The organism is Syntrophorhabdus sp. (genome assembly GCA_012719415.1).
In the GTDB taxonomy this organism is placed as follows: Bacteria; Desulfobacterota; Syntrophorhabdia; order Syntrophorhabdales; family Syntrophorhabdaceae; genus Delta-02.
The window spans coordinates 1-20,033 of the sequence record JAAYAK010000015.1 but is presented as its reverse complement, the minus strand read 5'-3'; the positions used below and the strand labels follow the sequence as shown (position 1 = coordinate 20,033).

20 protein-coding genes are annotated in these 20,033 nt (G+C 57.9%); 15 read left to right on the top strand and 5 right to left on the bottom strand.

Translation table 11 applies throughout. From position 1 onward, the window contains the following. Positions 1–67: 67 nt before the first annotated feature. Positions 68–1,090 carry a TRAP transporter substrate-binding protein gene (locus tag GXX82_00690; GenBank protein ID NLT21543.1) on the bottom strand — a complete coding sequence of 341 codons (1,023 nt, stop codon included), beginning with the start codon at positions 1,088–1,090 and terminating at the stop codon, positions 68–70. Between the two features lie 268 nt (positions 1,091–1,358). Between GXX82_00690 and GXX82_00685 the strand changes: the two genes are divergently transcribed. The 6 genes from GXX82_00685 to GXX82_00660 all read left to right on the top strand — a co-directional run bounded on the left by GXX82_00685 (position 1,359) and on the right by GXX82_00660 (position 6,095). After that, the gene (locus GXX82_00685; GenBank protein NLT21542.1) at positions 1,359–1,622 is read left to right on the top strand and encodes a hypothetical protein; all 264 of its coding nucleotides are present in this window, start codon (positions 1,359–1,361) and stop codon (positions 1,620–1,622) included. Positions 1,623–1,686: 64 nt separating this feature from the next. Further along, positions 1,687–2,559, top strand: a complete 873-nt coding sequence (locus GXX82_00680; protein ID NLT21541.1) for a xanthine dehydrogenase family protein subunit M — start codon at positions 1,687–1,689, stop codon at positions 2,557–2,559. A 12-nt stretch (positions 2,560–2,571) separates the two neighbouring features. After that, positions 2,572–3,057, top strand: a complete 486-nt coding sequence (locus GXX82_00675) for a (2Fe-2S)-binding protein (protein NLT21540.1) — start codon at positions 2,572–2,574, stop codon at positions 3,055–3,057. Position 3,058: 1 nt separating this feature from the next. Then, on the top strand, positions 3,059–5,344 hold the full coding sequence (locus tag GXX82_00670) for a molybdopterin-dependent oxidoreductase (GenBank protein ID NLT21539.1): 2,286 nt from the start codon (positions 3,059–3,061) through the stop codon (positions 5,342–5,344). Positions 5,345–5,374: 30 nt separating this feature from the next. Further along, on the top strand, positions 5,375–5,590 hold the full coding sequence (locus GXX82_00665) for a hypothetical protein (GenBank protein NLT21538.1): 216 nt from the start codon (positions 5,375–5,377) through the stop codon (positions 5,588–5,590). Between the two features lie 52 nt (positions 5,591–5,642). Then, positions 5,643–6,095 (top strand): hypothetical protein, encoded by a 453-nt coding sequence (locus tag GXX82_00660; protein NLT21537.1) that lies wholly within the window; start codon positions 5,643–5,645, stop codon positions 6,093–6,095. Between the two features lie 322 nt (positions 6,096–6,417). Here the strand turns inward: GXX82_00660 and GXX82_00655 are convergent, their stop codons facing one another. Both GXX82_00655 and GXX82_00650 read right to left on the bottom strand, forming a co-directional pair. After that, positions 6,418–7,725 (bottom strand): TRAP transporter large permease, encoded by a 1,308-nt coding sequence (locus tag GXX82_00655; GenBank protein ID NLT21536.1) that lies wholly within the window; start codon positions 7,723–7,725, stop codon positions 6,418–6,420. Further along, on the bottom strand, positions 7,718–8,203 hold the full coding sequence (locus GXX82_00650; GenBank protein ID NLT21535.1) for a TRAP transporter small permease: 486 nt from the start codon (positions 8,201–8,203) through the stop codon (positions 7,718–7,720). Before GXX82_00650 ends, GXX82_00655 begins: the two co-directional genes overlap by 8 nt. Positions 8,204–8,525: 322 nt before the next feature. On the opposite strand from GXX82_00650, the gene GXX82_00645 reads away from it, so the two are divergent. From GXX82_00645 to GXX82_00615, 7 genes are all read left to right on the top strand, one after another. After that, positions 8,526–9,110 carry a molybdenum cofactor guanylyltransferase gene (locus tag GXX82_00645; GenBank protein NLT21534.1) on the top strand — a complete coding sequence of 195 codons (585 nt, stop codon included), beginning with the start codon at positions 8,526–8,528 and terminating at the stop codon, positions 9,108–9,110. A gap of 1 nt (position 9,111) precedes the next feature. Beyond that, positions 9,112–9,576 (top strand): ribosomal protein S18-alanine N-acetyltransferase, encoded by a 465-nt coding sequence (rimI, locus tag GXX82_00640; protein ID NLT21533.1) that lies wholly within the window; start codon positions 9,112–9,114, stop codon positions 9,574–9,576. A gap of 143 nt (positions 9,577–9,719) precedes the next feature. Further along, positions 9,720–10,478, top strand: a complete 759-nt coding sequence (locus GXX82_00635; protein NLT21532.1) for a dihydroorotate dehydrogenase electron transfer subunit — start codon at positions 9,720–9,722, stop codon at positions 10,476–10,478. Further along, on the top strand, positions 10,460–11,362 hold the full coding sequence (locus GXX82_00630) for a dihydroorotate dehydrogenase (protein ID NLT21531.1): 903 nt from the start codon (positions 10,460–10,462) through the stop codon (positions 11,360–11,362). Before GXX82_00635 ends, GXX82_00630 begins: the two co-directional genes overlap by 19 nt. Further along, positions 11,355–13,046, top strand: a complete 1,692-nt coding sequence (gene recJ / locus GXX82_00625) for a single-stranded-DNA-specific exonuclease RecJ (GenBank protein ID NLT21530.1) — start codon at positions 11,355–11,357, stop codon at positions 13,044–13,046. The genes GXX82_00630 and recJ overlap by 8 nt, the downstream gene beginning before the upstream one ends. Before the next feature lie 154 nt (positions 13,047–13,200). Then, positions 13,201–14,142 (top strand): D-alanyl-D-alanine carboxypeptidase, encoded by a 942-nt coding sequence (locus GXX82_00620; protein NLT21529.1) that lies wholly within the window; start codon positions 13,201–13,203, stop codon positions 14,140–14,142. Further along, entirely contained in the window at positions 14,139–15,464 is a 1,326-nt protein-coding gene (locus tag GXX82_00615) for a M48 family metalloprotease (protein ID NLT21528.1), read from the top strand. The genes GXX82_00620 and GXX82_00615 overlap by 4 nt, the downstream gene beginning before the upstream one ends. Positions 15,465–15,510: 46 nt before the next feature. Here GXX82_00615 and GXX82_00610 read toward each other — a convergent pair whose 3' ends face one another. Then, positions 15,511–16,401 (bottom strand): glycosyltransferase family 9 protein, encoded by an 891-nt coding sequence (locus GXX82_00610; GenBank protein NLT21527.1) that lies wholly within the window; start codon positions 16,399–16,401, stop codon positions 15,511–15,513. 550 nt (positions 16,402–16,951) lie between these two features. Here GXX82_00610 and GXX82_00605 point away from each other — a divergent pair. Then, complete coding sequence (locus GXX82_00605; GenBank protein ID NLT21526.1) at positions 16,952–18,511, top strand: FAD-binding protein; 1,560 nt, start codon at positions 16,952–16,954, stop codon at positions 18,509–18,511. A gap of 75 nt (positions 18,512–18,586) precedes the next feature. Then, positions 18,587–18,979 (top strand): hypothetical protein, encoded by a 393-nt coding sequence (locus tag GXX82_00600; protein ID NLT21525.1) that lies wholly within the window; start codon positions 18,587–18,589, stop codon positions 18,977–18,979. 286 nt (positions 18,980–19,265) lie between these two features. On the opposite strand, the gene GXX82_00595 is transcribed toward GXX82_00600, so the two are convergent. Further along, positions 19,266–20,033, bottom strand: a 768-nt coding sequence (locus GXX82_00595) for a sugar kinase (protein NLT21524.1), incomplete at its 5' end; no start/stop codon positions are given.

The following is a 20,033-nucleotide window of genomic DNA, read 5'->3' as shown; positions in this document are numbered from 1 at the left end:
GACCTGCGACCTGCGACAAAAAAAGGGCTCCGAGATCGGAGCCCTTTTTTGGCTATTTCTTGTTCTCTTAGTTCTTTTTCAGGTAATCAACGGCAAACTTGACCGCCTCGTCGCCGGGGAGGCCTTTGCCCTTGAGGGCCTTCGCGTGGTCGTCAAGAAGGGGCTTAACAGCCTTTGCCCACTTGGCGTCTTCGTCCTTGGAGAGGGTGATGACCTGGTTGCCCCTCTTCTTGGCGAAGTCGTAGCCTTCCTTATCGATCTCGTCCCAGACCTTACCCTGTTTCACGACCCATTCCTTGCTGACCGCTTCAAAGACCTTCTGGACGTCGGGAGGCAGGGCGTTCCATTTCGCCTTGTTCATGACGACGAACATACCGGTTGTGTAAGCGGAGCCGAAGTTCTGGGTTATGTACTTGACGACCTCGCCCCATTTCCAGCCCTGTGCCGCCTCGACGGGAGCCATGGCGCCATCGGCCACGCCGGTGCGGAGCGCATCATAGGTTTCCGGCATCGTCGTTCCCACGGGCGCCCCACCGAGCGCCTGGACGACCTTCGCCGCGAGACCGGTCGCGCGGACCTTCATACCCTTCATGTCGGCCATTGTCTTCACGGGCTTCTTGGAAAGAAGGACTCCGGGGCCATGGGCGTGAAGCCAGAGCACCTTGACGTCGGCAAGCTCTTTGGGATTGAACTTGGCATAGTAGGCGTTGATGAGGTTCGTTGCGGAAACGCCGTTCTTGTAGCCGAGAGGAAGGTCGATGACCTCCATCATGGGGAATTTGCCCCTGGTGTAGGCGAAGCAGCTCTCGCCGATGTCCGCGATACCCTTCACGACGTTGTCATAGGTCTGCGCCGCGGGGGTGAGGGTGCCGCCCGGGAAGTAGGTTATCTTGACCTTGCCTCCCGACCTCTTCTCGACCTCTTTGCACCACTGCTGCGCGATGATGCTGTTCTTGTGCGGCGCCGGGAAGAAGTTGGAGTAGTTAAGCGTGATGACCTTCTGGGCCGATGCCATTACGGGAAAGAAGGCAAGACAGGTTGCAGCGAAGAAAACGAAAAGCAAACACTTTACCCCGAAAAACCGTTTCATAAAACCCCTCCTGAAATGTGATTTTATCTCTTTATAGTAAACGGGGTACCGTTTGTCAACACAATTGCAAAAAAAACCAGGGCTGAGGAGCCCTGCGTTCGTTATAGTGAACAAAGATCATCTCACAAAACCCTGCAATATTATGGGATACAGACATATGTTCATTATGACAAAAAAATTAGCTTGACTTTTGAACAAGAATCCGCAATAATTTTGGCCTATAATGCTTTTCAGGCATTACCAAAAATCTTTCCCAGAGGTGTTGCCTATGGCCAAACACAAAATAGTATGTCCATTTTCCGGAAGAGCTTGCGTTGAGTGTGCCGTCTACCGTGGCCGGCACTACTATCTCTGTTACTCGGCTGCGTACAAGGGCAGTTCGTTTGATCCCGAACGGATCAAGGAGTTGAAGAAAGCAGAGACGAAAGAGGATAGCGGGAAGACCTTCGGCATGCCGGAATCCGTCGAGCTTGGCTCTCAGTGCATAAAGAATGTGGAGGAGTTCACGATCGAAATAGAGTTTTCCAACTGACGGAACAGGCCGAAGCGCCCCATGCGTTGTGTGAAAGAGAAGAACCAATAGAAAGGAGAGGATTATGATCAACGATTTTCATTATCTGAAACCTGCAAGCGTCAAGGAAGCGCTTGCCATGTATGCCGAACATGATGATTGCAAGATCATCTGCGGCGGCCAGTCCTTGCTCATCGTCTTGAGGCAGGGCATGCTTGCCCCCGAATACCTTATCGACATCAAACGCCTGGACGAGCTGAAGTACATCAAGTTCGACGATAAGGACGGGCTGAGACTGGGCGCTACAACAACCCACCGCGAGATCGAGAAGTCGGATGTCATAGCGAAGAAATATCCCGCTCTCGTTGCGATGGAGCAGAAGCTTGCATCGATCCAGACCCGCAACTGGGGAACCATAGGCGGGAACCTTGCTCATGCCGATCCCGCGGGCGACCCCGGACCCGTGCTCATCGCCCTCAAGGCGGAGATAAAGTTCGGCAATGCCAAGGGTGAAACGACCGTCCCGCTGGACGAGTTTTTCGTTGACTATTTCGAAACGAAGATGGAACATGGCGATCTCGTTCTCGAAGTGCATGTGCCCGCGCCGGATTCGAAGTCCGGTTGCGCGTATCAGAAATTCAACCTCCTTGACAGCGAAATGGGTATCGTCGCGGCCGCCGCCTCGGTGGCGCTCAATGCCGACGGCACCTGCAAGGACGCCCGGGTCGTTCTCGGCAATGCAGGGCCAACACCGCTCAGGGTGACGAAGGCCGAGGACCTCTTGAAAGGCAAGAAGCTTAACGACAAGCTTTTCGAAGAGGCGGGAAAGATCGCTTCCGAGGAAGCCCAGCCCGTTGCAGACATCCACGCGTCAGAAGAGCACAGAAGGCATGTTCTGGGTGTTCTTACGAAAAGGATGCTCAAGAAAGCTTTTGAACAAGCCCAGAAAGCCGCTTAAGGAGGTAAAGACATGGAAAAGCAGGTACTGCGTCTCAAAATTAATGGCGACGAATATGAGATTTTCATACATCCGAAGACATTGCTCGCGGAAGCGATTCGTGACTATGTAGGGCTCACAGGTACCAAGAGGGGTTGTGATACCGTCTCGTGCGGTGCGTGCACGGTCACGGTGAACGGCATGTCCGTGAAATCCTGCTCAGTCCTCGCCGTTCAGTGTGAAGGCATGGACATCACGACCGTTGAGGGTCTGGAAAAGAACGGCAAACTGAGCCCGATCCAGAGAGCGTTTCTTGATCATGGTTCATATCAGTGTGGGTTCTGCACCCCGGGGATGCTCATGTCATCCACGGCCTTCCTCGATGAGCTGGGGGGCAAAAAGCCTTCAGAGGAAGAGATACGCGAGAGCATCGAAGGCAACATCTGCCGGTGCACGGGCTATAACAGCATAGTCAGGGCCATTGACGCCGTTGCCCAGGGCAACTATAAGGAGGAGTGATATGAGCCACAAGAAATATACTGTCATCAATACGCCGGTTCACAATATAGATGGCGTTGCGAAGGTAACGGGCCGGGCAACCTATGCGTTCGACGTGACGCTGCCGGGTATGCTGTACGGCAAGATCCTCCGCAGCCCCCATCCTCACGCGAGGGTCGTGAGCATCGACACATCGAAGGCGGAGCAGTTTCCCGGTGTCCGCGGAGTCGTCACGGGCAAGGATACCCTTGGCATCAAGCAGGGCATCTGGCGGCGCTATGAGGAGCTTTGCGACGAGCAGATCCTTCCCCTTGAAAAAGTGCGTTACATCGGTGAGCCGGTGGCGGCCGTTGCAGCGATCACGGAAGAGATCGCCGAAAAGGCCCTCGATCTCATCGAGGTGGAATACGAAGTTCTTCCCGCTGTGTACGAACCCCTGGAAGCGATCAAGAAAGAGGCCCCGACGATCCATGAGGGCGTGGAAAGAAACATCAATGTCACCCGCCATATCGAATGGGGTGATGTCGATGACGCCTTCGAAGATGCCGATTACATCAGGGAAGACTGGTTCAAGTGCTCCGGGCAGCACCACATGTGCATGGAGACCCGCGGTGCCGTATCGAGCTTCACGCCCGAGGGCAAGCTGACATGCTGGACGGGAACGCAGTCCGCATACTACCACCAGGGGCTTCTCGCCGGTGTCCTGGGGCTTCGCGAAGGCGACGTCCGCATTATCGCGCCATACACCGGCGGCGGTTTCGGCGGCAAGTTCGAGCTGGATGCCGCGCAGTTCTGCAGCGCCGTCCTCTCCATGAAACTTCATAAACCCGTCAAGATCATCTTTACCCGCGAAGAGGATTTCATTGCCTCCAAGAGACGGACCCCCATGTTCTACTATGTCAGAACGGGTGTTAAAAAAGATGGCACCTTCTGCGCGCGCGAGTCTCGCATGTTCTCCAATGGCGGCGCGTACACAGGCATGGGCGCGACGGCTCTTTACCTCACGGGCTTTTTCCACTCCTTTCCGTACAAATGGAGAGGCTACCGCTACGACGGTTACCGCGTTTACACGAACACAATGCCCTCGACCTCGATGCGCGGTTTCGGCGCCCCCCAGGCAATGTTCTGCTCCGAGCAGCAGATCGACTGGATTTGTGCCGACCTCGGCCTCGATCCCTTTGAAGTGAGGAGAAAGAACGGCCATACCGAGGGTTACGAAGTCCCGGGTCAGGCATTCATCGCGAGCTGCGGCCTGGAACAGTGCATCAATGAGATCGAGAACTGGGTTAAATCAAAGGGCAAGCTGCCCGCCAACAGGGGTATCGGCATTTCCTCCTGCGGCTTCATGTCGGGCGGCATCTTCAACTGGTTCGATACGCCCTATTCCTTCTCCTCCGCTGTTGTCACCATCAACGTTGATGGTACAGTGGAGGTCCACGTGGGCTGCCAGGACATCGGACAGGGCTCCAACACCACGATGGCCATAATCGCGGCCGAAACACTGGGCGTGAAGATGGAGGACATCAAGATCCATTCCGGTGATACAGACCACTGCCCCGCAGATCTGGGTGCCTGGGGTTCGAGGCAGACGCTCATGACGGGCAACGCCGTGAAAATGGCCTGCGAGGACGCCAAGAAACAGCTCCTTGAGTTCGCTTACGCCGAAATGGGCATCAACATCGTTTATGACCTCGATATCAAGGACAGGTGGGTACATATCGTGGCCCGTCCCGAGAGGGGCATGAAGTACGAAGATCTCGTGAAGAAAGCGCTTCGGGGCAAGGACGGGCAGCGCATCATGGGCCGCGGCTACTATACGCCGCACAGAAAGGGCATGATATCTCCCGCTTACAGCTACATGATGCAGGCGGTCGACGCCGAGATCGATCCCGAAACGGGAAGGATCAAGATCCACGAGGTCATGACCGCACACGACTGCGGCCAGCCCATCAACCCGCTGGGACTTATGGGCCAGTTGGAGGGCGCCGCATCGATGGCCCTCGGCTACGCCTATCTTGAGGATATGCCCTTCGAGGACGGCAAGATGATGAACCCCAACCTCGTCGACTACAAGGTGATCAGGGCCCCCGAGATGCCGAAGACCCCGATCATCGAGATAGACACTTACGAACCGGAAGGACCGTACGGAGCGAAAGAGGCTGGCGAAGGCCTCACGAACCCGACAGCTGCCGCACTCGGCAACGCGGTGTTCAATGCCCTGGGCATCCAGATGAAAGAACTCCCCATCTCTCCGGAAAGAATTCGCAAGGCTCTCGCGGAGAAGAAGGCGCAGGAAGCCCAGAAATAGTTCCGACAAAGACAAATAAGGAGGTATACCGTGAGCTTTAAATGTCCCGCATGTAAAAAAGAATGGCCCAACAGCAAGCAGGTGGCGCGACACATGTTCGGTACCGGCGACAAGGCACACAGGGCATGGATAGAGTCCCAGGGTTACTCATACATCGAGCTCCTCCTCGCTCAGACAACGGAGCCGGGCAACAAGAGCTACGAGATGCTGGCGGAGCTTATCGAGAAGGCACAGGACACGCTGTAGGAATAATTGAGCCCGCGAAAGGCTTGATATTATAACATAAGGAGGAAGTCCCATGATCATAGAGGGCGGTTTTACCATAAAAGCACCGATCGATAAGCTCTTCGATTTCCTGCTGAAACCGGAAACGATCCTCACCTGCCTTCCGGGCGCGGAGTCGGCGAACATGATCGATGACACGTCATACGAGTGCATCGTGAAGCAGAAGGTCGGACCCATCAAGGCCAGGCTGAAGTTCGTGAACAAGATGACCGTTGTCAACAAGCCCACCCACATCGAGATCGAAGGCGAAGGCGAAGACATGACCAAACTCGGCCACTTCAAACAGAAAACCGTCGTTGACCTGACAGAAAAGGGCAACGGTGAAGTGGAGGTCACCTACAAGACGGACGTCAGCATAGTCGGCAAGCTCGCCATGTTCGGCGACAGGATAATGAGGGCGAAGGCGAAGGACACGGAAAAGGAGTTCACCAAGAACCTTCAGGAAAAGCTGAAATCAATCGCATAGTCTTTAAGTATATGGTGTAAGAGAAAGGGGTTCCCGCCTGGTGCGGGAACCCCTTTCTGTTCAAGGACAAAGAAGGTTCAAGGACCCCGGGGTTCAAGAGTTCAAGAGCAACAAAGAAGGCACCAAACTGCGCGGGTCACCAAAAGCGTTCACAGCTGGAGGATCAGAAGTCGAAGAGCCATGGTCTTGCGGATGCCTCCGGTCACGGTGCGAGAATTGTCTTCACAGCCGGCTCCCCTTCGCGGTGTTTCTCTTGAACCCTTGAACGAAAAAACCGCCTCTCTGAAGAGGCGGTTTTTTACATAGTATGTGCGGTTCTTTGTCAGCCTGGCATCAGCCATCCAGGAAGCCAGGTCGAAAGGGCGGGAAAGATGAAGACCAGGATACCGCCGACGATGATGCTGATGAGGAAGGGATAGACGCCGGCGTAGACGACGCTGAAGGGCGTTTTGGTGATCTGCTTGACGACGAAGACACAAATGGCCATGGGGGGAAGGACGACACCGAGCATGACCGTTATGCCGATGAGGATGCCGAACCACATGGGGTTGTACCCCAGCTTCAGTATGGCGGGGTAGAAGATGGGTGTCGCCAGGATCATGAAGGCGAGGTCGTCGATAAAGGAGCCGCCGATGAGGTAAATGAGGGCGATGAAGACGACGATGACCCAGGAGGGCATGTTGAGACTGACGATCCAGTCGGCGGCGACCATGGGTATGGTCGTGACGGCGATGAAATGACCAAGGACGGTGGAGCCGGCGATGAGCATGAGGACCATGGTGGCCGTCCTGATCGCTTCAGCTACGGATTTGATATAACCCTTTATGTTCAGGTCGCGCATGACGAAGGTCATAACGAGGACGAGGAAGGTTCCAACACTGCCCGCTTCCGTGGGGGTGAAGACGCCGCCGAGGATGCCGCCGATGACGAGGACGAAAATGATAAGGACCATGATTACCTGCGGGATGGTCTTGAGGCGCTCGCCCCAGGTGGCCTTGGGGCTCTTCGGGCCGATCGTGGGGTTCATCTTGCACCATCCGTAAATGACGGCTATGAACAACGCGGCGATGATGAGCCCGGGAACGATGCCGGCGAGGAAGAGCCTGCCGATCGACTGGTCCGTGATGATGCCGTAGAGGATGAGCGTCACGCTCGGGGGAAGGAGTATGCCGAGGGTGCCGACAGTCGCGACGATGCCGGTGGAGAGCCTCTTGTCATACCCGAAACGGTCCATCTCGGGGACGGCGACACTGGCAAAGGTTGCCGACGTAGCCGGTGAGGAACCACAGATAGCCTTGAAGACCGTGGCGCCGCCGACGGTCGCCATGGCGAGGCCGCCGGGGATGTGGCCGATGAACTTGTGGGCCGCGTCAAAGAGACGCTTCGCTATGCCCGAGTTGAAGGCCACCTGTCCCATGAGGACAAACAAGGGTATAACGGTGAAGCTGTACGAGTTAAGGACATCGTACATGTCCTTCGCGAGCAGGTTGAACGCGGCGCTAAAAGAAATGAGATAACCGAAGCCGAGAAACCCCATTATCACCATGGCGAAACCGAGCTCGATGCCGGTGAGGAAAAGGAAAAGGACTATGATCAGTCCAACGATACCTACGGTTATGGGATCACTCATATTGGCCTCCAAAGATCTTGAATAGGTCGCAAATCAGGACGAGGCACTGTATGAAGCAACATATGGCCATCCCGTAAGCGATGGGGTAGAAAGGGATCTGCCGGGTCAGCGACACCTCGCCGGATACGTAGAGGTCGTGACCGTACTTGAGGAGGTTGTAACCGATGAGGTAAAAAAGGGCGATACCTCCAAGACGGGTGATAACGTTGACTATGCCCTGCCCAACCTTGTTGAATTTCTGGACGAAGAAATCGACGAAGATGTGGCCCCTCATCCACGAGGTGATGGGGATGGAAAAACCGATGGCTATCGCCCCGCCGAAGCCGACCATCTCAAAGGTGCCGATAATGGGCCTGTCGAAGAAATAGCGAAGGAAAACGTCACATACCGTGAGCAGCATAATGGCGGTCAGGGCCGCCCCGGCAATGACGCTCATCCACTTACTGAGCTTTTCAGTGATCCAAAGTATGGCTCCCATTGCTCCTCCTAACTATACTATTGTGTTGTCTCTTGTACCCCTGGATATATTATGGCATCTTAAGGCATCCCGGCGAACAATGTCAAGTGAAAAAAGTTACAACCTAACCCTCCGGAATCGTTGGTCTTTGAAGGGTCTTGTACCCCAGTCTGCGGGGGTCGGAAATGATAACATTGCGTAAATACTCGACAAAGCCTTTACTGGCGGGATGAAGACGACCTGTGTCAGGGCGAAAAAGGATTTGTCGGTCAGCTTCTCCCGTGCGGTGCGACGCGCAAGGAGGTCTTTGATATTCAGACCGAAAGATGGTAATACCTTGTGCATGGAGATAGGCTGCGCAATACTGGCGGGGGGAAGAAGCGTGCGGATGGGGCGCGACAAGGCGACGGCTGAATTCCGCGGCGGCCCCCTCATCAGGCAGGTCTTCGACACGGTGCGGCAGGTCTTCGACGACATCATCATCATCTCCTCGATCCATGAGACCATCGAGGGCATCGAGGCCCCGGTGATACGGGACGTTCTCCCCGTGCAAAGCCCCATGGTGGGTATCGCAACGGCGCTTGTCCATTCCTCCCGGCCCCGCGTCTTTGTCGTTGCCTGCGACATGCCCCTGCTCTGCGTCGAGGCCATTCGGTGCCTTGTCGATGAGGCGGAAGGGGAGGACATAACCATTCCCATGGCTGAAGGCTACTACCAACCCCTTCACGCCATATACGGGCGTTCCTGCCTCGCCCCTCTTCTGCGTCTCGTAGGCCTTGGCCGGCTCAAGGTCTCCGACATCCTGCCCTACGTGGTGGTAAAGGCCATCAAAGACCGCCCCTGCTTCTACACGCCCGGGGGAACACTCATCTTCTCCAATATCAATACCCCGGAGGAGCTTGCCGGCATCAACCCCCGCGGAGCCTGACATGGCTGAGGGCGGCGAGGTGACAATGCGGGAGATGACCACCGGCGACATCGACGGTGTTCTGGAGATAGAAAGGGTTTCCTTCGCCGCGCCCTGGACCCGGGGAATGTTCGAAGAGACCCTATCGTCGCCTGTGGGAATGAGCCTTGTCGCCGAACAGGAGGGGCGGATCGTCGGGTATCTCGTGTTTTATTTCGCGGCGACGGAGATGCACGTCATGAACATAGCCGTTAAGCAGAACCGGCGCGGGCTGGGCCTCGCGTCGTGGATGATGTCCCGCGTCATGGACCTTGCGCGGAGGAATTCCATCGAGACCTGTTTTCTCGAGGTGAGGGAGAGCAACGTGCCTGCCCGGGGCCTCTACGAGAAGCTCGGCTTCAGGCAGGTCGGCAGGCGCAAGGGGTACTACCGGGAGACCGGCGAGGACGCCATCGTCATGGAACTCGAGCTGAACGACGCCACGTGACAGGCAACAGAGGAAGGACCGTATCCGCCCCGCCCCCCCGCACTATTTGAGTTGCGCCCGACAGGCCTTACAGGTTACAATCGCTTACCGAAGACACCGCCCCATATAATAATGGTATATCTACCGGGGACCAGAGGGAAGCCATGGATGACATTCCGGGAAAGATCACGGGGAACGATCGCGTGACCGGCGCGTACCGCCGCCTGACCGTTCGATTGGAGAGACCTCTGGGCAGGGTGGCGCCCGGCCAGTTCGTCATGGTGAAGGTCCCGGACCGGGACATATTCCTGCGGAGGCCCTTCAGCGTCTATGACTCCCGGGGACGAACGCTGACGATCATGTACCGGGTCGTGGGCAAAGGCACCGACGCGCTGAGCTCCGCCGCCCGGGGTACGCCTCTCATGGTCCTCGGCCCCCTGGGCTGTGGTTTCACCCCGGGGAAGGGCACCACCCCCATCGTGGTCGCCGGAGGCATCGGGTATGCCGGTGTCAGGATGCTCCTCAAGCGGTTGGGTGACAGGGCCACCCTCTTCTTCGGGGTGACGGGAAAAGACGAGTTGCGGCTGGCGGACGATCTGGGAGGGACGAGGGTCCTCGCCTCGACCCTGGACGGGTCCTTCGGGTTCGCGGGTGATGTGGTTGGCCTTCTCGGGAGACACCTTGACAACTACCGGGGAAAGAAGCCGGAGGTCTTCGCCTGCGGCCCTTCGGGCATGGTGAAGAGCCTCAAGGCGCTTCTGGAACCCGGGAGGATCCCCTGCCAGGTCTCCGTCGAAGAGAGAATGGCCTGCGGCATGGGGTTGTGCTTTGGCTGTGTCGTCGCCACCAGGGACGAGGCGAGCCCCTATAAGCGGGTGTGCAAGGAGGGGCCGGTATTCAGCCTATGGGATCTCTCGCTGTAGACCTTTTCGGCAAGAAGCTCAAGAACCCCGTCATGAACGCGTCGGGCACGCTGGGCTATGGCGTCGAGGTGGAACCTCTCTGGGCGGTGGAGACCATGGGGGCCTACGTGACGAAGGGGCTCTCCGCGGCACCCCACCACGGGAACCCGACACCCCGCGTTTGGGAGGAACGGTGCGGGATGCTGAACTCCATCGGCCTGCAGAACGTGGGCGTCCACCGCTTTTTCTCGCACTACTTTCCCTTCTTCGTGGAGAGGCGGTGCCCCGTCATCGTCAACTTCTTCGGCTTCAGCGAAGAAGAGTATCTCTCCTGCGCGAGGAGCATAGAGCCGCACGATCTCATCGTGGCGCTGGAGATGAACCTTTCCTGCCCCAACATCAAGAAGGGAGGCATCGGGTTCGGCAAAGAGGCCTCGGCGGTCCACGGGATCGTGCGTTCCGTGCGGGAAGCAACGGAGATACCTCTTATCGCGAAGCTGACCCCGGAAGTGAAGAACATCGTGGAGATCGCCCGCGCTGCCTATGAGGGGGGAGCCGACGGGTTGACTCTCATAAACACGATGCCCGCGGCCGTCGTAGACGTGAGGGCGCGGAGGGTTGCCCTGAAGGGTGGTCTTTCCGGCCCCCTCTTGAAGCCTGTCGCCTTGCGCGCCGTCCACGAATGCTCGCAGGCCGTCCCCATACCCATCATCGGGGTGGGGGGGATAATGAACGCCGGGGACGCCCTCGCGTTCCTCATGGCGGGAGCCCGCGCGGTGCAGGTGGGGACCGCCACGTTCGTGGACCCCTTCACCATGCCGAAGATCATCGCGGAACTTGGCTCCTGGCTCGATGCGTCGGGTCTCGCCGAGATATCCGCCATCGTGGGGGCCACCCATGGGTAAGAACGGTCCACGAGGAGACTCTCTTGAGGGCGCGGGCGAAGAAAGAACCACACGGATCATCCACGAGATAGCGGAAGGCGCGGGTGTTCCCAATCTCATCGCGCGCATCCTCGTTGCCCGGGGAGTGAGGACCCCGGACGAGGCCCATGTCTTCCTGAGACCCCGCCTCGCCGACCTGTCGGATCCTTTCCTCCTTCCCGATATGGACAAGGGGGTCGCGCGGCTCGTCGAGGCTGTCGGCAGGGGGGAACGCATCTGCATATGGGGCGACTACGACGCGGACGGCATCTCCTGTCTCGCCCTGATGTTCAATTTTCTCACCCACCTGGGGGTCGTGCCCGTCATCCACATACCTACCCGTGAGGAGGGATACGGGCTGCACGTGGACAAGGTGGAGGACCTTGCGAAAGAGGGCGTGGACCTTATCGTCTGCCTCGATTGCGGTTCCTCCAATGCCGCGGAGATAGCCCATGCCCGCAGCCTCGGCGTGGATACCATCGTCATAGACCACCACGAGATGGGGCCAGAGGCCCCCCCGGCGGCGGCCCTGATAAACCCGAAGCGACGGGACTCCCGTTTTCCCACAAGGGACCTTGCCGCGTGCGGCGTCACCTTCTTCTTTCTCCTCGGGATGCGCCGCGTGATGCACGGGAGGGGGCTCATCCCGGCACATATCAATCTGAAGAACGAACTCGACCTTGTGACCGTGGGGACCGTCGGCGACATGGTGCCGCTCACGGGAGACAACAGGATACTTGTGCGCCACGGGATGGAGGTCATGAATGCGAAGCCGCGGGCATGGCTCAAAGCGATGCTCGACAGCAGGGTCATATCGAAGGGACTTATCAATGAATTTGCCCTGGGTTTCATCATCGTTCCCCGGATCAACGCCGCCGGCCGGGTCGCGCGTCCCCATACGGCCCTCGATTTCCTGGTGGCCAGAGAGACGGGATCGGCGCTGAACCTTCTGGCGCACCTGCAGAAGCTGAACAACCTGAGGCAGCAGCGGGAGAAGAAGATCCACGAGGAGATCGTCACTTCCCTGAGCCGCGAGGGCCCGTCTGGCAGGAGAACGATCGTTGTCTTCAACGAGGCGTGGCACGCGGGCGTTCTGGGCATTGTGGCCCAAAAGCTTTCGGAGCAGTTCGAGAAACCGGCCATCGTCATCACCCGGGTGAACGGCATATGGAAGGGTTCGGGCAGAGGAGGCGAGGGCATGGACCTCTTCGAGGCCATACGCTCCACATCGTCCCTCCTGCTGAAGTACGGCGGCCACAAGTATGCCTGCGGCATATCCCTCGAGGAGGAGAACCTCGCCCTTTTTGCCGAGGCCTTCGAAAAAGCGGTCGAGGGAAGCATCACCCCGCGCAGGCGGACGGTGCACGTCGACACCGAGGCACAGTTCGGCGAGCTGACGGGTGAGGCGATGGCGAGACTGGAGGACCTTGGCCCCTTCGGCATCGGCAACCCCCGCCCGAACCTTTTCTTCGAAGCTGCCGGCATCTCCGTCGCGCCAAAGGGATACACGAAGGTGACCGACGGGGACGACAGGATCTGGGATGGTTTCTACGCAAAGAAGGGGGCCCTTCAGCGTGAAGGGGGCGCGAGGATAATCGCCTCACCCGTCATCAGGATGAGAATGGGGGAGCGCTTCATACACCTCAATATAAAAGAAGTGGAATAGAAAAGCCGTTCTAGGTTCTACGTTTTACGTGTCAGGCAAAGACAGGAAAAACGGCGTCCGCCTTTTCTCCTTTTAACTTAAAACTTAACACTTAAAACTTAAAACGGTTTCTACGGTTGTAAGGGTTGTCCAAATAGTGTATATATAAGCAACGATGCGTTTTGTACTTGCCCTTTCCTTCCTGGTTTCCCTTTTCCTCGCACCTTATGCCCTTTGCGCCCAAGGGGAGAACGTCGGCATAACGGCGGTGTCCTACATACTTGTCGAGAAGGACACCTTCCAGATCATCACGGGCAGGGATTATCACCGCAGGCTTCCTCCAGCGAGCACGACCAAGGTGATGACGGCGCTCGTCGCCATGGAACGCTTGGGCGGCGACGAGATCATCGTTCCCGACAAGCAGGTTCTCCAGATATCCCCGTCCAAGATGAGCCTCGTTCCCGGAAAGAAGTACCGTTCCGAGGACCTCATGAAGGGGACAATGGTGAAATCGGCCAACGATGCGGCATATGCCCTCGCGACCTACGTCAGCGGCTCCGAAGGCGCCTTTGCCCGGCTGATGACACAGCGGGCACGGGAGATCGGCGCCATCGACACGAACTTCGAGAATGCCTCAGGTTTGCCTTCGGACAACCAGTACAGCACCCCCTACGACCTCGCCCTCATTTTCCGGCATGCCATGGCCAACGAGCGTTTCATCGAGCTCATCGCGACACGGTACTTTCTTTTCGAGGACTCGACGCGCAAGGTGCGCTACAAGAACCATAACAGGCTGCTCTTTTGCTTCGAACCGGCCATTGGCGGGAAAACGGGGTACACCAGGGCGGCGAGGCATTGCTACGTGGGGGCCTTCGAGAAGAACGGCAGGGTGTATATCCTGGCCCTTCTGGGGAGCCGGAACCTCTGGGGCGACACGGTGGAGATACTGAAGACCATATACGACACCGTTCCCACCGATGAGCAGTTGCGTCAGGCACGGGCTTCCTCGGCCACCCTCTGTTCCGCGCCCACCACGAAGAAGAAACCCGTCACCCGCAAGAAGATCGTCAAGCACCGCGCCGTGAAGCCAAAGAAGAAGACAGCAAAGAAACAATGAAAAAACACGTCGCCATCGTCACGACATTTTTCTTCCTTGTCGTGTCCGTTGCCGCTTTTGCCCTTACCAACGAGGAGGAGCGCACGTACGGCAAGGAGATATACCTGGAGATCGCCCGGTCGGCTCCCATCAACAACGACCCCTACATATCGCTCTACCTCAACGACATACGAGCGAGGCTTGAAAGCAGGACGACCATGCCTTTCCCGGTGGTCCTCACCGTGATCGATTCCCCCACCATCGACGCCTTTGCCACGATAGGCGGATACGTCTACATCGCGGCGGGGCTCATCGCGAATTGCGAGAACGAGGAAGAGGTTGCCGGTGTCATGGCCCACGAGTTTGCTCATATCAAGAAGCGCCACATCGCGAAGAGGATGGAGAAACAGAAATACCTCAACGCCACCGTCGTAGCGACGATGCTCGCCGCCATGCTCGTCGGCGATTCGGCACGCGAGGCCGTCCTCGTGACCGGCATGGGCACTGCGCAATCGATGGCCCTGAGGTACTCCCGCGAGGACGAGGACGAGGCGGACCGCGAAGGCTCCATTCTTGCCAATGACGCAGGGTACGGAGGTCTCGGCATCGCGGACTTTCTCAAGAAGCTCCGGTCTGGCGGGGGCGACAAGCTCTATCCCCAGTATCTTCTTACCCACCCCTACCACGAGAGCCGTATCATAAATCTCGAGAAGATGTGGACGAGAAAGCCGCCTTCCGTGGACACCTCTCTCTTTCCCTACATGATCGCGCGCGCCCAGGTCGTGCAAGCCTACCGCTCCCGGGGTCTTGCCGACGATATCTGGGTCAGGCGGTACAGCCGGGACAGCAGGGACCCCGTCGCGGCATACGGTGCGGCGCTCTACCACTCCCTGAAGGGTAATTTCGAAGAGGCGGTGCGGATAGCCCGGACCATCAACTCCCCTTACAGGAACGTCTTCCTGGGAGAGATCTACGTCACCGCAAGCAGGTTTCCCGAGGCCGCCGGGGTGCTCAAGGACACCACGGAAAAGGTGGGCCGCTACTATCTCGCGAGGGCATACGAGGGCATGGGAAGGAGCGACCTCGCCATGGGTACTTACCGGGCCCTTATCCCCTACGCCCCCTCCTATCCCGAGATATACTATCGCCTCGGCATGATAGAGGGCAGGACGGGCAACGAGGCCGCGGGCCATGCCAACCTCGGACGGTACTATATGTACAAGGGGAACTACATGCTGGCGAAAACGAATTTCGAAAAGGCCATCTCCCGCTACGGCATCAACTCCCGCGAGAGCACGGAGCTCATGAGGCTCATGGACAGCCTGGAAGAGAAGAAGAAGTAGAGCAAAGGATCAGGCGGCAGGAGCGCCCCTCTCCCGTTCCATTCCCTCATCTCGTTATCCCGACGACCATCCCGGCAAGGGACTCGATATCCACCTTATCGACCCGGGTTCTCAGCGAGGTGTTCCTTCCCCTGGGGTGCCAGACGGCGGGATCGAAGCCGGTGAAAATGGTTATCGTCGTGAGGCCTGAGGCGCCGGCAAGGTGGGCCATGCCGGAATCGTTGGACACGAAGACTCCGCCGCCGCCGAAGAACTCCTTGACGTCGGCGAGGTCTTCGAAGAAAAGGGACCCCTCAACGGTGAGGGACTCCTCCGGCGGCCTCATCAAACAGACGTCAACGCCGGCCCCTCCGAGCATCTCCCGGAGGGCCACGAAGTTCTCCACCGGCCACTTCTCCTTTGAAAAACCCTCCTCGGCGTAGAGAATGACCCGTCGCGCCCCCTTCGGAACTATCTCCTTCCTTGCCGGTTCTATCCCCACCCGGGAGAGCTGCCGCAACTGATAGTCTTCGATGTGCACCGTTTCTCCGGGAACGATGGCCTCGTCGTCGAGACAGGGCGCGCCGAATGCCCCCTCGGGATACATTTCGATGAATACCGGCTCCCTGATGGAATGGGCCTTCCAGCGCGCGCGAATGGAACCGTGCCGGTCCTTCCCGATGAAAACGATCGTTCCCCAGCGCGGCCCCGTGAGCTTTTCGGAGAAAAGGTACAGCCAGTGCCGCGATTCCACCCCGTGGGTTCTCACAAAATAGCCCCCAAAGAGATCAAGAAAGCGCCTGTTGCCCAGGGCCACGAGGCGGTCCCCGAAGTGCCTGCGCAGTGAGAGAAAAACGGATTCCGACAGACAGACATCGCCGAGGCCGCCGAGGTGAACGACAAGCACCTCGTCCCCGGTCGACATTCCCGCGAGGAATTGCGGTCCCGTGCCCGGCATACCGCTATCCGACGGTCCCTGCAGCGATGTGGCGTGGGTCGGGAATGATGGTGTCGAGTCTCATGGGATGTGCACCATTGTACCGGAAAAAGAGGACTCTGTTAAAGAAAAAGATCGCGCGAGGCGGGTGAGTCAGGCCCGCCCCGCGCTTGAACGTGCTCTTCGCACGTGGGGGTAGTCGCAGTCTGGTTCTCCAATGATCCAGACACCCGGCCTCCCGGAGGGCCGATCTCACGGGGAGCGGCACCACACGGCACCGCCGCGCTTCTTCACGCGCAAACTCCCGGTCCGTCGCCACCGCGGACGCACGCGGAGAGGGCATTGCCTGGTTTTTGGTTTGGTAAGTAATAACCACATCTCCCGGGGCCAAGTCAACTGCAAAGAATGAAATCACTAGGTGACCACAGAATCCATCTCGTGAAACGAATTATGTTGCAACTCTGGCCGCCGCGGCGGTAGAATACGGAATGACCGTGAAGGGAAGGCAGACGTGGGGCCTTTGGTCATAGGCAAGACATCATTTAGATATGCATAATGAAGGAGGAAGAAAATGAAAAAAGATCTTGTCCGCAGGGATTTTCTTAAATTGGGCGCCATCGGGGCGGCCGGTGTTGCTGTCGGGCTGGCATCAAAGGCCGAGGCGGAACCCATCGCCGTGAACCCGAAGAAGATGAAATGGGATGAGGCGGCTGACGTTGTCGTTATCGGGACCGGGCTGTCGGGCCTTGTCGCCGCCATCGAGGCGCACGACGCCGGAGCGAAAGCACTCATCCTCGACAAGGCGCCGAAGGAGTTCGAGGGCGGCAACAGCCGCATCTCGGGTAACCTCTGGCTCTGCAACAATAACCTGGAAAAGTCCATTGCGTACTACAAGGCGATGGATCTCGGCCACACCGATGACGAGGTCATCAGATGGGTTGCCGCGGAGTCGATGAAGACGAACGAGTATCTGAAAAAGTTTGGCGTCAAACCTCTGAAGTTCACAGCGCGCGCTTTTGCGCCCGAGCATCCCACTCTTCCCGGTGCAGACAGCATTGAGATGTTCTGCGACAACGGCACCATCGGGAAGGCCGTTATGTGGGGAAAGGTCCGCAAGGCCGTTGACGACCGGAAGATAAGGGTCATGTACGAAACACCCGCCCTGGAGCTTATCCAGGCCCCCAGCCGCGAGGTCATCGGCGTCATCGCCAGCCGCAACGGAAAGAAGGTGAACATCAAGGCCGCGAAGGCGGTCATTCTTGCCAGCGGCGGCTTCGAGTTCAACGAGGAGATGAACAAGCAGATGATCCCCGGGAAGCAACTCTTCAAGGGGAGCCTCTATAATACAGGGGACGGACTCAAGATGGCCCAGTACGCCGGAAGCCAGATGTGGCACAACCACGTCTTCCTTGGCCAGTACGACACCATTGAATGCAAGGGCATGAAGTATCCGGCCATCCTGAGGCCCAAGGGCGACAATTACTTGTGGCTTAACAAGAAGGGTGAAAGGTTCATGAACGAGAAGCGCCCCGCACGCCACGGGTTCGGCCATCGCGAATATGCCATCTGGTTCGACGGCCTTACCGGCGAGTTCACCAACCTTCCCTGCTACGCCATCTTCGGCGCCGAGAGCGGGAACAAGAAGATGACCTATGAAGGTGCCGTCCATGCATGGGGCCACTACGCAAACTACAAGTGGAGCGACGACAACAGCGCCGAAGTCGCAAAGGGCTGGCTCTACAGGGACACCACGATAGAAGGCCTGGCGAAGCAGCTCGGCCTCGACCCCGCAAAGGTCAAGGCGAGCGTCGACGAGTACAACAGGATGTGCGCCGCCGGCAAGGACACGCAGTTCGGCCGGCCCGACAAGGCCCTAAAACCCGTCGCCACCGCTCCCTTCACTGCGGCGATCATGTGGCCGGGCTCCTACAATACCTTCGGCGGCCCTAAAAAGAATACAAAAGCGCAGGCCCTCGACGCATTCGACAAGCCGATCCCCCGACTTTATGTCGTCGGCGAATGCGGCTCCTATTACGGATTCATGTACAACGGCGGGGGCAACCTGACGGAGTGCCTCTTCGGCGGATGGACGGCCGGTCCTCATGCGGCAAAACTGAAGAGCTGGGGTTAAACATCCGGAAGGTGACGGTGCGGGGCCCTGGCGCCCCGCACCCCATCCTTTCACGGGAAAGACAGGAGTATGAAAATGAAAAAGCTATTGCCCTGCGCTTTCATCATCCTTGCATGTGCGGCTTTCACCATCCTGGCGGGCATGGGAAATGCCGGCGCTCAAAAGCAGGACACATCCAAAGCCGCCTGCCTCGCGTGCCACGGCCCCTACGAAAAGCTTGTCGCAAAACCCCCCTCCTTCAAGGGATTCGACCCCGGCAAATCGAAGATAACAACAGTGAACCCGCACCAGTGGTGGCCTCACGAAGACAAAACCGAAAAGGGCATCCAGGATTGCACCACCTGCCACAAACCCCACAGGGTCCCCTTCACCCCGGGAGAAAAGGTGGATAAGGCGACCGTAGAGCCCTGCTTCGGCTGCCACCACGACAAAACCTTCGACCGCTGCAAGTCCTGCCACGAAAACTGACCCGCGGTCTGAAGAAGACATTTGAATACGCGACCGCCGCCGGCATGCGGCAATGCAGCTTGGTGCAACCCTACGTTCTTCCTGGATGTCGGCCTAAAGCCGTCATGATGGGTGGGAGAACTCGATGGTTGAGACCTTTATGCGAGGGGAAACCGCATCTTTTGACGAACCGAAGAAAGGAATCCCCTTATTCAACTTTGACGCCGCAAAGTAAAATAAGGGGATCCGCAATCACTTTCTTCTTTTGTTTCTAACCCTCAAACCATTCAAGCGGTTCAAGCCGTCCTTACAGGCTTATGTCCCCAAACTGCATGCACCCCTTCAGGGCGTGGTACCTCTCTTTGATCTCGGGCATGGTGAGCCGTTTTATCCTGTTGATGCTGAAGTCCTCGACGTTGAAGGAGGCCATGACGGTGCCCATGATGATCGCCTGCTTCACCGTCTCCGAGGTTGCCTCGCCAACGTTGGCGAGGTAGCCCATGAAGCCCCCGGCGAAGGTGTCGCCGGCGCCCGTGGGGTCGAAGACGTCCTCCAGCGGATACGCGGGGGCAAGGAAGACCTCGTCGCGGTTCATCATGAAGACACCGTATTCCCCGCGCTTGACCACGATACACACGGGGCCGAGCTCGATGAGCTTCCGGGCGCCCTTGAGGAGGTTGTGTTCCTTTGTTATTTCCCTCAGCTCCGCCTCGTTGATGACAAGCATGTCCACCCGGCCTATCACTTTCATGAGGGCCTCGTACTTGTTCTCGATCCAGAAGTTCATGGTATCGAGGACGAGGGCGACGGGTTTGTTGACCTGTTCGATGACGTGCAACTGGAGCTCGGGGTCGATATTCGCGAGGAAGAGGAATTCCGCGTTCCTGTAATCCTCGGGGACCTTCGGTTTGAAGGTCTCTATGACGTTGAGCTCCGTCTTGAGCGTTATGGCCTGGTTGAGGTCGTATCCGTACCTGCCCTCCCAGCGGAAGGTCTTCCCGTGGTCCACCTCTATCCCGGACATGTCGACGCTGCGGTCCCTGAGGAAGGATATGCCCTCCATATCGAAATCGCT